This is a genomic window from Thiorhodovibrio winogradskyi (assembly GCF_036208045.1).
In the GTDB taxonomy this organism is placed as follows: Bacteria; Pseudomonadota; Gammaproteobacteria; order Chromatiales; family Chromatiaceae; genus Thiorhodovibrio; species Thiorhodovibrio winogradskyi.
In genome coordinates, this window is record NZ_CP121472.1 from 3146261 (window position 1) to 3161609 (window position 15349).

A 15349-nucleotide genomic window follows, 5' to 3' on the forward strand; every position below is an offset into this window, starting at 1 on the left:
TTCATGTCACTCTCCGCAAGCGGCGCGCAAGAAGACATCCATGGCATCCGCCGGCCCGGGACGGGCAAGATGATAGCCCTGCACCATGTCGCAGCCGAGCAGGCGCAGTGCCTGATACTGGGCCTCGGTCTCCACACCCTCGGCGACGGTTTCCATGCCAAACTCGCGCGCCAGGGTGCGGATGGCGGCGACGATATTGCGCCCGCCGTGGTCACTTTGCATGCTGGCGACAAAGCTGCGATCAATCTTGAGTTTGGAGACCGGCAGATCGCGTAGATAGGCCAGGGATGAATAACCGGTGCCGAAGTCATCAATGGCCAGGGACACACCCAGATCGCGCAGGCGCGAGAGCACGGCGACACAGTGATCGGGTTCGGCCATCAGCGAGCTTTCGGTCAGCTCCAGGCAGAGCACCGCCGGTGGCAAACGCCAGCGTTCGAGTAACGCCCGCACCGTCTCGACCAAACGCGGCTCGTTGAGCTGGCGCACCGAGAGATTCACCGCCACGAACAACCCCTGCCCGTCCGGGCCAACACCAGCGCCAGCAGCGGCACAAACGCCAGTCCCGCTCGCGGGAGCCTTTCCTGCACTGGGCCAGGCATCCAGCCAGGCGCGCATCTGACGCAGCGCCTCGTTCAGCACCCAGGCGCCGATGGGCACGATCAGCCCGGTCTCCTCGGCGGCGGGAATGAAGCGCGTTGGCCCCACCATGCCACGCCGCGGATGCTGCCAGCGCAACAATGCCTCGCAGCCACGCAGACGGCGACTGCGTGCGTCGAACAGCGGCTGGTAATGCAGCAGTAACTGCCCCTCCTGCTCGGCACGGCGCAGATCCGAGACCAGCTCCAGGCGATCGAGCAAATGGTCGCGCATGGGCGCGTCGAAGCGTTGCAGACAGGCGCGGCCACGCTCCTTGGCCAAGTACATGGCGGCATCGGCGTCGCGCAGCAATTCGTCCGGGTCCGCATTGCCATCAGCAATGACCAGCCCGGCGCTGGCGGTCACCACCTGCTCCACGACCTTGGTCAGGAAAGGACGTTCGAAAGCCGCGAGAATGCGCTCGGCCGCGCTCACCAGGCTCTCGGGCTGATCCGAGTTGCCCTCCAACACCATGACGAATTCATCACCACCAAAGCGCGCGACCGTATCCCCAGCACGAAGGATCTCAAGCAAACGCTGGGCGGCGTCGATCAGCAGGCGGTCACCGGCCTGGTGGCCCATGGCATCGTTGATCAGCTTGAAGTGGTCCAGGTCAATGAAGACCACCGCCAACAAATGGCCGGTTCGGCGCGCATGACCGATGGATTGTGCCAACCTGTCCTTCAAGAGCGCGCGATTGGGCAAGCCGGTGAGGGGATCATGCAGCGCCTGATGTTGCAGGGCGAGTTCGGCCGCCTTGCGTTGGGTGATATCGTGGGCGTTAATGACGATGCCACCAATGGCCGGATCGGCGCGCAGGTCGGTGGCGGTGCCGAGGAACCAGACCCAGTCATTGCGCGCGTGCAACAGCCGATGATCCGGCACTGCCGAGCCCATGCCTGGCGTCGCGCTGGCCGCGGAAAAAGCGGCGGCGATCTGATCGACATCTCCGGGATGACAGGCGGCGAAGAAGCGACGCCCGAGCCAGGCATCTGGGCGCCAGCCAAGGATGCGCTCGATCGAGGGACTCAAATAGCTCAAACGGAAATCCGTGTCGAGAATCAGCACCGCGTCGGTTGAATGCCGCACCAGGGCACGGTAACGGCGCTCGCTGGCGATCAGCGCCAGGTAAGCCTCGCGGCGCATGATGGCGCCGACAAAGACATCCGCCACGGCGCGCAGCAAGAGTGTGGCGGCATGCGACCAGGCGTGCGCCTGACGCACGGCATCGAAACCAATGAAACCGCGCAGCCGGTCCGGCCCAACCAAGGGCACGACAAGCACGGATTGCACATCTTGCTGTCTCAGGATATCCCGCTCGAAGCGGCGCGTGTCGGGCAAGTCCGCCACACAGGGTACATAGACGCTGTCGCCGCGCAGCAGCGCATCCTTCCAATAGTGGATTTCCGCGAAGGGAACGGCCTGCAGGTTGTCGATCTCGGGATGAATCGCGGGTGCGCACCACTCGTGGGTATTACGCAAATATTCGCCCTGATCATCGATTAGAAACAGATAACTGCGATCAACCCCGACGAACTCGCCAATGGCGGCCAGCGCGCTCTGAATACCGGCGTCGACATCCTGATCGGCCAGTCCGGCGAAGCGGCGCAGGATGTTGGTCATTAACTCCAGCAGACCAAGCAGCTTAGCGGAGGGCTCCGCCACTCCCGCAGCCGGCATCGCGGCGACGCGGGATGGCGGAGAGAGCGGCGCGGGAGGGACTAAAGACATGCGACGAGCAGGCTCGATCAAAGTATCTGGCCGGCAAGAGTGGCCAAATGCTTGCGCTTTGTCAATTCACTGGCGCCAAGATGACCCATTCCGCGGGTACTGAGTCATCCATTGAGCAGCCTGCGCAGTGCGCTCGAACCAGCCGCCATTGCCAGAAGCCCTCAGTCAGCCGCGGCACTCACCAGCAGCAGTTCAACCCGGCGGTTACGCTCACGGCCCTCGGGTGTGGCATTGTCGGCGATGGACTCGCGCTCGCCACGCCCCTCGGCAGCCAACCGCTCCGGTGCGACACCCAGATTGATCAACGCCCCACGCACGGCGGCGGCACGGGCTTGGGATAACCTCTGATTGGACTCTGTATTGCCGCTTGCATCGGTATAGCCGATCACCCGCACCGCCTGAGCGGGATAGGCGCTCAACCAGGTCGCCAGCGCATCAAGACGCTCGCGCCCCGCATCCGCCGGCAACTCGGCCGAGCCACTGGGAAAGCGCAGCTCGTTGGATGACAGCGCGATGCGCAGACCGGCATCGGTCAGCCGGGTATCCAGTCCCAGCGCGCCCAAGTCCGACAGCAGATCGCCGCAGGATGCCTGCGCGGGAGCTGCAGTGCCAGTGTCAGTGCCAGTGCCAGTGCCAGTGCCAGTGTCAGTGTCAGTGCCAGTGCCAGTGCCAGTGTCAGTGTCAGTGCCAGTGTCATTGCCAACAGCGCTGTCCCGCGCGGCTTCAAGTTGGCGCCGGGCTTCGAGCAACGCCAGCTCACCGGTCTCAACCGCCACCCGATGATCGGCCAATTCCGCCAGCAACCGCTCACGCTCCTGCTCCAACTCAGCGATGCGCGCTTGAGCCAAATCAAGATCCGCCAAGTCCTGATCCGGCCTGGTGAACTCCTCCCAGGCGACGACCTCTTGGGTATCCCCAGCTGGCTTGATGACGGAGCCTTGGGTGCCAGCAACGACAGGTTTCCCAAGCCCGGCCGCTTCGCGCGTCCGCTCGATCACCTCCATGGCAATCAGGCCAACCGCAAAGAGGGCGGCCAACAGGCTTAATATCGCGGTCGTGCGCATTCGTATCTGGCGGGCGCAGGGATCGGCAATCACCGCCGGGTAATCGGTCGCGGCAGACTGACCGGGAGGCAGCGCCGAGGCTGGTTGTGGTTGACTGCTCTCTTGGCTGGTCGCTTGGCTAGGAGCTTGCTTGGCCGCTTCTGTGGCTGCTTGGCTGGCGGGTTGCTTGTCTTTCTGGGCACTCATGGAACCAGCTCCAGGTGGATTGCGCGCCATGGCGGCACGATGACGAACTCCATATTCATTGGACATCATTCCTGAACACAGATGCCGCGCTCTCGCACCAGCATGGCGGTGCTCACCGAGAGCATCATTACAATGCCGGTGAGCAGCGTAAGCAGCGCGAAGCCAAGATACGCGTGGAACGCGGTGCCGGTTTGATCGAACATGCGCATGCTGGCAATGCTCACGGCCGCGAGTGGAAAGGAATAGGCCCACCAGGACAGATAGAAATCGAGCCGGAAGAAGCGCCGCGCCTGGCTAAACAGCAGCAGGGTCAAAAAGACACCGACAAAGTAAAGCGCCTGGGCAAAGACATCCAGCTTATCCGTCAACTGCAGATAAGCGATAAAGGCCACGGACGGCGGCGCGATCAGAATGAAGAGGGTCGGCATCAGGCGCGCGTCAATGGACTGATGGAAGAGCACGCGATAGAAAATAATCGTCATGAGGACCGCCCACAGCAGCACACCAATGCTGAAGAAGAACCAGGACGTCTCGACAAAGCCAAGCGGCACCCCGGCGATGGGGACCAAAGCATTACCCACGGCGGGAATGAACCAGGACGGATTCATGTGGTGAATCTGAAAATGCTGATGGTGCATCCACACGGAGACGATATAAAGCGTGAAGAGCAGTTGCACCAAGGCCCCCAGCACCCACAACCAAAGACTGATTCCGGGCGCCCCATGCAAGAGAGCAATGGCCAGTAACAACAAGCTGATGGAGATGGTCGGCATGAAATTCAGCCGCACCGGATGCCGCATTTCGGCCAGTACCGCCTCGGGATGGATGAACAGCTTGGCCAGATAAGTGCTCAATAACAGGGCAAACAGCAGCACGCTGAGACCGATCAGCCAAGGTACCATCACCAACTCCACCTCCAGCATGGCGGCAGCCTTCTCCCAGGCAATGGCCAGGCCAGTCAGACCCATGACCATGGCAAAAAACGACACCGGAAAATGCGCCAGTCGCGCCCCAGCGCTCGGCCCGAAAGCGCCTTGTATCGGACCGGCCTGCTGGGAACCGACTCTCGCGGTTGCTGAAGTCATGATGCTTTCTCCCACTATTTAAGGTTCGGAGTCCCAACCAGCCCGGCGGAAAAAACGGCGGTTTCGCCTTAAGGCCAGCAAACCGCCAAGCACGACGGGGTGAAGATCAAGCAAGTATAGAAAACCCGCATCAAAGCTTGCATTGACAAAACCCAGAGTAAGGCAGTCGGGTTTATCTCGCCCTATCGAACACTTTTTGCTTGATTTCGGATAGCAACCGCGTATCAGCCTGATGCGCGCCTATGGTTGTAACCACTTTTTTCCACCAAGGCAAAACGGGTTGCCGAATTTCAATTCTAATATCAGACTTTTCTAATAGGCTAATGGCTGATCAGAGCGTTCCGTCACCACGGTAGATCGGCCCATCATGCTCGGCGGCGGCAGCTTCCGCCCCGCGCGCGGGCCGGCGCGCTCCACCTCAGGCTTCAAGGAGCATAGCCCAGATGAACAGTCCGCACTCGGCCGATTCCAAGAACCAGACAGCCAATCGCCCAACCAAGCATTCCGCCACCCAGGGTCGTCACAGCGCTCAGGCAAATGTATCCAATTCGACTGCCGACTTACCGGCGAGGTCAAACACCTGGCCACGACTCGCGCTCGGCGCCATGGTGTTCCTAGCCATCCTGGGTCTCGTCTTGGGAATCTATTGGTCGCGACAGCCAGAGACCCAGGATGTACACGAACTTATCGCACAACACATCAACAACAGTGGCGGCCAGCCGGTGCCTGGCACGGCTTTTGTCGCCACCACCATCTTCGTGGGCGATACCCTGCTGCGGAAGCCTGGCGGCTTTCTGCATAACGACCGTTTCCCACCCGGCGCCCTCATGGACAACATGCCAAGCTGGGAATGCGGGATGGTGATGGCACTGCGCGATGCGCTGCAAACCCTGCGCAACGACTTCACCCGCGCGCAAAGTCAATCGCGTGAGGAATTGAAGGTTAAACGCGCTGATATGCAGTTCGCCATCAACCCCAAGTCCTGGATGATGCCAGCGGCCGAGGACGAATACCGCAAAGGGCTGGACGCGCTCGAACTTTACTTTGACGACCTCAGTGACCAGACCACGAATGCGGCCGAGGGCTTTTATCCGCGCGCTGACAACCTCGCCGCCTATCTGGGACTGGTGGAAAAACGCCTGGGCAATTTCGGAGTCCGCCTGAGCAACAGCGTCGCCGACGCCGGATTGGCCGGCATCACCCAAGACAGCGAGAGCGAACCGACCATCGACGGCGAATTGGACCGCGGCAAGCTACCTGATGTCGACACCGTGTTTTATTGCGCCAGGGGCTACAGTTGGGCCTTGCTGCATTTCATGCGCGCCCTCGAGATGGATTTCGCCCCGGTGCTGGAGAGCAAGCATGCCGAGGTGAACATGCAGCTGATCATTCGCGATCTCGATGGCGCCGTGAAGCGCATGCGCAGCCCCATGGTGCTCAACGGCCATGGCTATGGCCTGGTCGCCAACCACTCGCTAGTGATCGCCTCCTACATTTCGCGCGTCAATGCCGCTATCATCGATCTCAAGCTGTTGCTCCTTCAAGGCTAAGCGCGGCCCAAACGCCTTGGCAAAACCCTATATACTCAGGCGCTGACATTGTCCGCCGGCCGCCCCGTCCTGCCGGGCGCCGACGGATGCCAAACCACCAAGCCCAATGGGATCACCGGCCATGAGCGAACAGCCCCTGCAAGGCTTCATCGATGAGTGCGAACGCGAGCAACTGCATCTGACCCGCTTTGTTCAACCCTTCGGTCTGCTGCTCGCGGGCGCCGCGGGCGATGCGCGCATCCGCCACCTCAGCAACAATTCCATCGCATGGCTTGGACGCCAACCCGACGCCCTGCTGGGCCTGCCTCTGACCGACCTCTTCCCGGAGTTTCCGCCCGGCGCCACCGACAGCGATCAAGCGGTACGTTGGATGTACCCCAATCCCGACAAACAGCTGTTCCCGGCACTCTGCAGCGGCCCGGCAGGGCTGCTCGACGGCTGGCTCTCCTGCAACGACAACAACTGGCTGCTTGAGCTTGAGCCTGCCTTGCCGGCATCCCAGCACCTCGCGGCCTACCGCCCCATTCCCCACCGCTTGTTTCGCATGCCCAGCAGCGAATCGGAATGGACACGCTACTGCCAGTTCCTGGCCGACAATCTCCTTGAAGCAACGGGCTTTGAACGGGTGATGATTTACCGCTTTCGCGACGATGATAGCGGGGAGGTCATGACCGAGAGCCTGGAACCCGGTCTGGAGCCCTACCTCGGGCTACGCTACCCGGCCTCGGATATCCCGAAGATCGCGCGCGATCTGTACCTGGCCAATTCCCACCGGCAGATTCCCGACCGTCGCGCGAAGCCGGTTGCGATTCTCAATGCAACAGATCCAGGCGGGACAGATCCCGACGAGACCGGATCGCATCTGCTCGACCTCAGCCTGTCCGACCTGCGCGCCGCTTCCCCGGTCCATCTTGAGTATCTGAAGAACATGGACGTAACCGCCTCCCTGTCATTTTCCGTCGTGGTTGGCGAGCGTCTCTGGGGCCTGATTGCCTGCCATCATCGCAAACCGCGCGAGCTTCCGCTGCCACTGCGCGAGCGCTGCGTGGCCATGTGCCAAGCCTTTTCAATGGCCATCTCCGGCTTTCAGGGCACAAGAAGACTGATCGAGTTATCCAACAGTGAAGAGGATATTACCCGCCTGCACGAGGCGATGCGCCAAGCCGATGAGGACTATGCCCAGGGTCGTGAGACGGACGCAACGCCAGCGCTTGGAGACTTGTTGCTTGAGCTGGTCAGCGCCAGCGGCGCGGCCCTGGTCGATGGTGACAGCCTGATCAGTTTCGGCCAGGCGCCGGAGCCCGCGGCCATTCATGCCCAGGTGGACTGGCTGCTGGGACAGTCACAAGAACCCATCTTCGCCACTGATCATCTCGCCGGGCTATTCCCACCCGCCCGTGCCCAGATCGACCACGCCAGTGGCCTGCTTGCCGTGCGCGTGCGACATTTCGGCGACCCAGGCGAGCGTGTCTTTCTGTGGTGGCGCCCGGAGCAGCCGCAAACTGTTACCTGGGCCGGCGACCCGCGCAAGAGCGCGCTCAGGGATCAGGGCCAGCACATGCTCTCACCGCGCGCATCCTTCGAGCACTGGGTGGAAACCACCACGGCGCATTCAGAACCCTGGTCAAACAGCGACCTGCTACGCGCGCGCAAATTCCGCAGCCTACTGCTACGCGACATTAACGCCGATCTGCTCGCGCCGCGTCGCTGAACAGGGGTCGAGGTTGGCTCCATCAGGCGACCACCTCACACTCAGGCACCCCGCTCAAGCACTGGCCAGCCACTCCGTCAGCTTCGCGCTCAGCTTGTCGAAGAGCACGGGTTTGGCCAGCATGTCGTCCATGCCGGCGGCCAGAGCCCGTGCGCGATCTTCCGCATAGGCGGCCGCAGTGAGCGCAATCACCGGCACGCGCGGACCCGCGTTCTTTTGCTCCGCCGCGCGAATCGCGCGCGTGGCCTGGTAACCATCCAACTCTGGCATCCGGCAGTCCATTAAAATGAGATCCGGAGCCAGGCCCGCGCTGAGCCGATCCAAACACTGCTGGCCATTATCGGCCTCGGCCACACTGAAATTCAGCTTGGTTAAAAGAGCACGCATGAGCTTGCGATTGGTCGGCTCGTCGTCGACCACAAGGATTAGCGTATCGGCCGTGCCTCGCCTCGCCGATGACGCGCGCTCCTCGACTAATTGCGATGTCGCGTCCATCCCTGACTCTTCACCTGGTCGGCCGTCGCCGGGTCGGCCTGTTTGAGCCGCACGCGCCGCGATCCGCGCTTGGCCAGTCGGCAATGACCCAACCAAGGACGGCCCGCGCTCATGACCCCCCGTCAGTGGCGGTACTTCTGTTTCACTCACCCGCTCCACCGGTATCCGCAGCCAGAAGCGCGCCCCCTGCCCTTCTTCGCTCTCCACGCCCGCCTCGCCTCCCATGAGCCGGGCCAGTCGCTTGACAATGGACAACCCAAGACCCGTGCCGCCATAGAGCCGCGCGGTGGAACCCCCGATCTGCGAAAACGGCTGAAACAGGTCCTGCAGCCGATCCGCCGGAATACCCGGTCCGCTGTCAATGACCGAAAATTCCAACAGCGGGCGCTGGCTGTTGGATGTGATGGAATCCGGCTCCAGCCTCTCCCGCCCTTCAATGCGGACAAAGCCGGTTTCCGTGAACTTGATCGCGTTATTCACCAGATTGGACAGCATTTGCCGCAACCGGTGGGCGTCGGCGCGATAGAAACAGTCCGGCTTGTCATTCCAGACCACCTCGTAATCCAAGCCTTTATCCCGCGCCGATTCCGCGAACAGCCAGTGGATTTCGCGCAGAAAGGGGCCTGGTTTGAAGTGCACGGCATCGAGCTTGAATTTGCCCGCCTCCACCTTCGAGAGATCCAGAATATCGTTGAGCAAGGCGAGCAGCGTCAGGCTCGAATTCAACAAGGTGTTGGCGTAATCGATTCGCTCATCGTCACTGACGTCCGGGCGCGCCAGCAATTGCGCCATGCCAGTGATGCCATTGAGCGGCGTGCGGATTTCGTGACTAATGGTCGCGACGAAACGACTTTTCGCCATATTGGCCGACTCCGCCGCCAGTCGCGCCTGATGCAGCTCGGTGACATCAACGCGAATCCCGACATGATAGCCATCGGGCGTGCGCCGCTCGCGCACCTTCAACCAGCGCTCATCATCGAGTTGCTGCAGCGTCTCGGAGCTGTCCTTGTGATGTTCCCGCAACCGATCCGCGAGCCAGTCGTCCTCCCGCCCGACCGCCTCGGGGTACTGCCCGCGCGCGAGGCCGTAGCGGAGGATTTCCTCGAAACCGCGCCCCGGTTTGATGAAGGGCGCCGAGGTGCGATAGAGATTGAGATACTCCTGGTTGCAATGCACCAGACAGTCCTGAGCGTCGAACACCACGAAGCCTTCGCCAATGGTCTCAATCGCCGCCTTGAGGACAATCTCGGTGCGGCGCAGGCGTTCCTCGACTTCCTTGCGCAACTCGATATCAATCAGGCCACCGAGTTCCAGCGCCGATTGACGTTGCTCCAGCCACCAGCGGCGGCTGCGCAGGCGCACCGTCTGGCTCCATTGCTCGAATGACTTACGCGGATTGATGCGCCCATCGTCGCTCACTTCGACCGCCTTGTCCGGATCCCCACCCCAGGTGATTTTGCGCAAGTGTTCACCGCGAAACCAAATCAGCGTCAATCGACTGGCCGGATCGAGCGAGAACATGGCCACACCCGCGGCCTGGCCAGCCCAAGTGGCCATGTCTGGCAGATGCTCGCTCAGGTAATCGGTCACGAACAGCGGCGACATCCCGCTGGGGCGCAACTCGCGCAGGCGTTCCAGAATCTCCAGTACCTGGGATTCAGGCGGCGTCTGCCCGCCCAGCACCACCTCCCGCCCACGCACCAGTGCCACGCCGTCGGCATCCACGGCCCCAAGCAGATGCGCCCGCCCGGGGCCGCGCACCACATCGTGGAGACGCGCACCCTGGCGCATGGCCTGCAATACCTGCTCACGACACTGTTTCAGTTGCGCGCGCTCGCGACGACGGCGGTTTTGTTCACTCAGAGTGATCTGGGTGGAGAGATCCTGCGCCATCCAGTCGGCAATTTCGCGCACCTCCAGCGAAATGGGACGCGGGGTGCGATGATGGCAGGCAATCAAGCCCCAGAGTTCGCCATCGCGCAACAAGGACAATGTCAGTGAAGCGGCCACGCCCAAGTTGCGCATGTACTCCCGATGCACCGGCGAGACACTGCGCAGCAGGCTCAGCGACAGATCCAGCGACAGCGCCTCGGGCGCCCCGGGACTAGCCATGAGTGGCGAGGGCACATAATTGGCATCGACAATGACTCGGGTGCGATTGACCACGTACAGATGTCGCGCCTGCGCCGGAATGTCCGAGGCGGGGAAATGCAGCCCGAGATAAGGCGCGAGCGCCGCCGTCTTGGCCTCGGCCACCACCTCGCCATGCCAATCCAGCTCGTCAAAGCGGTAGATCATCACCCGATCATAGCCGGTCAATCGCCGAAACAGCCCGGCGGCTGTTTGTAATTTCTTGGCAAGCTCCCCCTGTGCGCGCACGGGCGAGAAGCCACGCACCGCTTCGCCAAGGGCATCGCCCAAGGCCATATCCTGCTCCAGGACAGGCTCGAGTTCGAGCACCAGCAAGCCCTGCCCATCGGTGGTCGAGGTCTCATGCACATAGCCGGTGAAGGATCCTGCCTCGCCTGTTGGCACCCCCGGCACCTTCCAGCGAAAAGACACCGGCTCGGTTGGCTGGCAACGAAAGCACCCGGCCGCCTCGCGCACCAAATCCGCCAAGGCCCGACCCAGCACATCAGCGAGAGGCCGGCCGAGCAACTCAGCGACTTCCATCCCCAAATGCAGCCGGCAGCTCGTCGTGGCTTGAGCAATTTCAAGTCCATCGATGCTCAGCGCCAGAAGCACCCCATGCGGTTGAATCGCGCCCGCGAGGTGAATGGGCTCTGCTTCACAAACACTCAAGTCGAGCGGCGCTGCCGCTTCAATACCATCACTCATTGGCTCGTCCCCGATGCCCCCAGGCAGCTCGCTCAACATCAACGCCAGCGCAAAGATTGTCTAACCGCTGTTTGCGGCAACCCGATGCCGAACCGCCAGCAAAGGCCAACAAAAGCCGCCCCGATCCATCCCGACCGTCGCATAGGCGCGCGAATGGCAATAAACCATGGACAGCGACTGCCGCAAGACACATAATAAACGCCAGTGTCGAGCTTCGCCTAGCCCAATTAAAGTTGGCCGCGCAAGAGAGATCCTCATCGCGAGTCGACACCCATCATCGCGCAACCCTCGCACCACGCGCCCGTAGCTCAGTTGGATAGAGTACAGCCCTCCGAAGGCTGGGGTCACAGGTTCGAATCCTGTCGGGCGCGCCAATTCAGTCGTTTACAGATCAGCTGATCCATTACCGGCCAGAAGGATGCGAAGAGCGCTTATTACGACCAGCCCTCCCGCATCATCTATTGTCGCTCTTCCGTCAGGACCAACTCCCCGCGCACCCCACCTTCGCTTGCATGCCAGACCCGCGGGTACTGCTGCAGCTCGCGGATCAGTGCGTGAAATGCGGCTACTGCCTGCCAGCCTGCCCGACCTTCCGCCTGGAGCGCACCGAGGCAGAATCCCCACGCGGTCGCATTGCCTTGATTCAGGGCTGGCTGACGCAGGACATCCCACCTTCGCCAACCTTGTTCCGTCATCTCAATCAGTGCCTTGAGTGCCGCGCCTGCGAGGCTGCCTGCCCTTCCTTGGTCCACTTTGGCACCCTGATGGACGGCGCGCGCGTGCTAAGGCAGGTGCAAGCCCCCTGGTGGCGACGCTGGCCGCGACAGGCCGTCTTGAGTGTTCTGAGCCAGCCGCGCTGGCTGAAACTGCTCGCGCCGCTGGGGCCAGTCGCGCGCCTAACCCGCCATGGCTGGCCGCTGCTAGCTCGCTGGCCGCGGTTGGCTTTGCTACAGCGCCTTGGCAGCGCCCTGCACACACCACGCCAGACGGAAAACGCCTTGAACATTTTCGATTCCAGGCCAGGCGCGGCGGCGCCCGATCCGACTCCGGATCCGGCGCCCGATCCGGCGCCCGATCCGGCTCCGGCACCGGGCACTGACGACACCCAGCTGGGCTTGTTTCTCGGCTGCATTGCGCGCGGCACCCAGGGCCCCACCATCGACGCCGCGCGGCGGCTGCTGGCGCGGTTAAGAATCGCCTATCAGGAACCAGCCGCGCAGGGTTGTTGTGGCGCCCTGCTGCGCCATCAGGGCTTCGCCGTTGCGGCCGAGCACCAGCGCGCACGCAACATTGATGCCTTCAGCGGCCTGACGCTGCTTGGCTTTGCCAGTGCCTGTGTGCTGGAATTACAGGCGAACAAGGCGCTGGATGCACGCGAGATCTGCCAATTTCTGGCCGACTCACCGGCGCTGGACCAAGCCGCGCTTCTCCCCTTGCCAGCGCGCGTGCTGGTGCATGAGCCCTGCTCGCAGCGTCTGTTGCCGGGCGGAGCCAGCGCGGTTTACCGGCTGCTCGGGCGAATTCCCGAGCTTGATGTGCAGCCCCTGCCGGGCAACGACAGCTGCTGTGGCGCGGCCGGAATCTATCTGCTGGAGCATCCGCGCACCGCGCTGGCCCTGCTCGGGCCCAAGCTCGAGGCGCTGCGCCACCTGCGTCCAGATTATCTGGTCACCACCAACAGCGGCTGCGCTCTGCATCTGGCCGGCGGCCTGGCGGCCGCGGGTCTTGATATCCCGGTGCTGCACCCGATTGAACTGCTGGAGCAACAGCTCCGGCCCGAGACACACAGCCACCCAAAAGAGCACCTAATATCCGCATCATGAATCACTCAGCCACACTCAACTGCCCCATCGACCGTGCCATTGTGCAATTCGATGCCGCGCTGCGCACCCTGTTTGGCAAGCCGCAGGTGACCGAACGCGACAATCCGGCCAAGGCTTTCCCGGAGATTGAACTCAGCGCCGAGGAACGCCAGCGGGCCGGGCGCCTGATGCGCGTCAATCACGCCGGCGAGATCTGCGCCCAGGCGCTCTACCAGGGCCAGGCGCTGACCGCGCGCGATGCCGATGTGCGCGCCAAGCTTGAGCGCTCGGCACTGGAGGAAAACGATCATCTCGCCTGGTGCGACGAGCGCCTGCGCGAACTCGACAGCCGCAAGAGCCTGTTCAACCCGCTCTGGTTCGGCGGCTCGCTGACCCTGGGCGCCATCGCCGGGCTGAGTGGCGACCAGTGGAGCCTGGGTTTCGTGGTGGAGACCGAGCGCCAGGTCGAGGACCATCTGGCCGAGCACATTGATCGCCTACCCCTTGCCGACCAGCGCAGTCGGGCCATTCTCGAGCAGATGAAGCGCGATGAGATCCATCACGCCAATGTCGCCCGCGATGCCGGCGCGGCTGAACTGCCAACGCCGGTCAAATGGGCGATGAAGGCGGTGTCAAAGGTGATGACCCACGGAGCCTATTGGATCTGAGGGAGCATCCAGGGTGCCAACGCCCGCGGCTGGCACCCCGCGGATGGTCACCTGGCGGGAAACTTGCCGGTCGGACTGAGCCGATGGGACCGGGCCGATGGGACCGGGCCGATGGGACCGGGCCGATTGGACTGTACTGGCCCGGCTGCTCAAGCGGACTGCTCAATCCTCCGGCGTCGCCCGACCCGGCATGGTCCAGCGTTCTATCTCCCGGCTCAGGTTGCGGCCGTAGAAGATTTCCATCATCTCCCGGCGCACCAGGCGCTGAATGCGCTGGTATTCCTTGTCGGACAACTCAGTGGCATCGACGCAGAACAAATAGTCATCCAGGCGAAACTCGTTCACCACCATCTTGGTGTGAAACAAATTCTCTTGGTACACATTCACATCGATCATCTGGTAATTGTTCTTGGTGTCGCGCGACAGATAGTTCTGGATCGAGCTGATATTGTGATCGATAAAATGCTTGCGACCCTTCACATCCCGAGTGAAGCCGCGCACGCGATAATCCATGATGACAATATCGGATTCGAGTGAATGAATCAGATAATTCAATGCCTTTAGCGGTGAAATCAAGCCGCAGGTGGATACATCGATATCGGCACGGAAGGTGCTAATACCATTGTGCGGATGGCTTTCCGGGTAGGTGTGAACCGTGATGTGGCTCTTGTCGAGATGCGCCACCACCGTCTCGGGCAGCGGACCCGGGGTGGCCGAGTTACAGATGCTCTCGCCGCCGGGGTGTTCCTCGGCGATCAGCATGGTGACCGAGGCGCCCTGCGGATCATAGTCCTGACGCGCTACATTGAGCACATTGGCGCCGATGATATTGGCGACTTGCGTCAGGATACCCGTCAGGCGCTCGGCATTGTAGGCCTCGTCGATATAGGCGATATAGGCCGCACGCTGCTCGGGCGAGTCTGTATAGCACACATCGTAGATATTGAAGCTCAGCGACTTCGTCAGGTTGTTGAAGCCATGCAGCTTCAGGCGCTTGAGTGACTGCGGCATCGACCCCCTCCCAAAAGAGCGCGAAAATTACTCTTCCCAGCGCGGGGAATCAAGAGGATTTGTCAGTTTCGCTCAAGCCGGGCGAATTTCGAAATCGTGCGTCACCCTGGCACTGGCCCCAAGCATGATGGAGGCCGAGCAATATTTCTCGGCACTGAGCTTGATCGCGCGATCGACATGACGCTCGCTCAGATCATGCCCGGTGACAATGAAATGGGCATGAATACAGGTGAAGACTTTCGGATCGCTCGCGGCGCGCTCGGCCTCCAGCTCCACCACACAGTCAGTCACCTGCTGGCGCGCGCGCGTCAGAATCAGCATCACATCGAACTGGGTGCAGCCGCCCATGCCAAGCAGCATCAGCTCCATTGGGCGCATCCCAAGATTGCGACCACCAAACTCGGGCGGACCGTCCATCACCAGCGCATGACCGGATTCGGACTCGGCCATCATCGCCACCCCTTCGACCCACTTGACCCGTGCCTTCATCGACCAACCCCCTATGCAAAAGACGCTTGTGATCATCGCTGAAACTTGTCAGCCCATTTTGGTTCTGCAAAATATCGGCA

General features: G+C 62.0%; 10 protein-coding genes and 1 tRNA gene. 5 read left to right on the forward strand and 6 right to left on the reverse strand.

Annotation, left to right across the window (positions count from 1 at the left end):
* Positions 1-6: 6 nt before the first annotated feature.
* From Thiowin_RS14265 to Thiowin_RS14275, 3 genes are all read right to left on the reverse strand, one after another.
* Positions 7-2370: a putative bifunctional diguanylate cyclase/phosphodiesterase gene (locus tag Thiowin_RS14265; RefSeq protein ID WP_328983673.1), complete on the reverse strand. Its 2364-nt coding sequence runs from the start codon at positions 2368-2370 to the stop codon at positions 7-9.
* A 161-nt stretch (positions 2371-2531) separates the two neighbouring features.
* Entirely contained in the window at positions 2532-3620 is a 1089-nt protein-coding gene (locus Thiowin_RS14270) for an OmpA family protein (RefSeq protein WP_328983674.1), read from the reverse strand.
* Positions 3621-3685: 65 nt separating this feature from the next.
* Positions 3686-4705, reverse strand: a complete 1020-nt coding sequence (locus Thiowin_RS14275; RefSeq protein ID WP_328983675.1) for an SLAC1 anion channel family protein — start codon at positions 4703-4705, stop codon at positions 3686-3688.
* Between the two features lie 443 nt (positions 4706-5148).
* Between Thiowin_RS14275 and Thiowin_RS14280 the strand changes: the two genes are divergently transcribed.
* On the forward strand, positions 5149-6255 hold the full coding sequence (locus tag Thiowin_RS14280) for a DUF2333 family protein (protein WP_328983676.1): 1107 nt from the start codon (positions 5149-5151) through the stop codon (positions 6253-6255).
* Positions 6256-6376: 121 nt separating this feature from the next.
* Positions 6377-7966 carry a GAF domain-containing protein gene (locus tag Thiowin_RS14285; RefSeq protein ID WP_328983677.1) on the forward strand — a complete coding sequence of 530 codons (1590 nt, stop codon included), beginning with the start codon at positions 6377-6379 and terminating at the stop codon, positions 7964-7966.
* Positions 7967-8020: 54 nt separating this feature from the next.
* On the opposite strand, the gene Thiowin_RS14290 is transcribed toward Thiowin_RS14285, so the two are convergent.
* Entirely contained in the window at positions 8021-11299 is a 3279-nt protein-coding gene (locus tag Thiowin_RS14290) for an ATP-binding protein (protein ID WP_328983678.1), read from the reverse strand.
* Between the two features lie 297 nt (positions 11300-11596).
* Here Thiowin_RS14290 and Thiowin_RS14295 point away from each other — a divergent pair.
* The 3 genes from Thiowin_RS14295 to coq7 all read left to right on the forward strand — a co-directional run bounded on the left by Thiowin_RS14295 (position 11597) and on the right by coq7 (position 13769).
* Positions 11597-11673 (forward strand) — tRNA-Arg (locus tag Thiowin_RS14295).
* 87 nt (positions 11674-11760) lie between these two features.
* On the forward strand, positions 11761-13122 hold the full coding sequence (locus Thiowin_RS14300) for a (Fe-S)-binding protein (RefSeq protein WP_328983679.1): 1362 nt from the start codon (positions 11761-11763) through the stop codon (positions 13120-13122).
* On the forward strand, positions 13119-13769 hold the full coding sequence (gene coq7 / locus Thiowin_RS14305; protein WP_328983680.1) for a 2-polyprenyl-3-methyl-6-methoxy-1,4-benzoquinone monooxygenase: 651 nt from the start codon (positions 13119-13121) through the stop codon (positions 13767-13769). Before Thiowin_RS14300 ends, coq7 begins: the two co-directional genes overlap by 4 nt.
* Before the next feature lie 162 nt (positions 13770-13931).
* Here coq7 and speD read toward each other — a convergent pair whose 3' ends face one another.
* Positions 13932-14780 carry an adenosylmethionine decarboxylase gene (gene speD / locus Thiowin_RS14310; RefSeq protein ID WP_328983681.1) on the reverse strand — a complete coding sequence of 283 codons (849 nt, stop codon included), beginning with the start codon at positions 14778-14780 and terminating at the stop codon, positions 13932-13934.
* Between the two features lie 72 nt (positions 14781-14852).
* Positions 14853-15269: an OsmC family protein gene (locus Thiowin_RS14315; protein ID WP_328983682.1), complete on the reverse strand. Its 417-nt coding sequence runs from the start codon at positions 15267-15269 to the stop codon at positions 14853-14855.
* Positions 15270-15349 lie beyond the last annotated feature (80 nt).

Coding starts and splice junctions, on each gene's coding strand:
- Thiowin_RS14265 (WP_328983673.1), bottom strand. CDS start 2,370: ATGTCTTTAGTCCCTCCCGCGCCGCTCTCTCCGCCATCCCGCGTCGCC.
- Thiowin_RS14270 (WP_328983674.1), bottom strand. CDS start 3,620: ATGAGTGCCCAGAAAGACAAGCAACCCGCCAGCCAAGCAGCCACAGAA.
- Thiowin_RS14275 (WP_328983675.1), bottom strand. CDS start 4,705: ATGACTTCAGCAACCGCGAGAGTCGGTTCCCAGCAGGCCGGTCCGATA.
- Thiowin_RS14280 (WP_328983676.1), top strand. CDS start 5,149: ATGAACAGTCCGCACTCGGCCGATTCCAAGAACCAGACAGCCAATCGC.
- Thiowin_RS14285 (WP_328983677.1), top strand. CDS start 6,377: ATGAGCGAACAGCCCCTGCAAGGCTTCATCGATGAGTGCGAACGCGAG.
- Thiowin_RS14290 (WP_328983678.1), bottom strand. CDS start 11,299: ATGAGTGATGGTATTGAAGCGGCAGCGCCGCTCGACTTGAGTGTTTGT.
- coq7 (WP_328983680.1), top strand. CDS start 13,119: ATGAATCACTCAGCCACACTCAACTGCCCCATCGACCGTGCCATTGTG.
- speD (WP_328983681.1), bottom strand. CDS start 14,780: ATGCCGCAGTCACTCAAGCGCCTGAAGCTGCATGGCTTCAACAACCTG.
- Thiowin_RS14315 (WP_328983682.1), bottom strand. CDS start 15,269: ATGAAGGCACGGGTCAAGTGGGTCGAAGGGGTGGCGATGATGGCCGAG.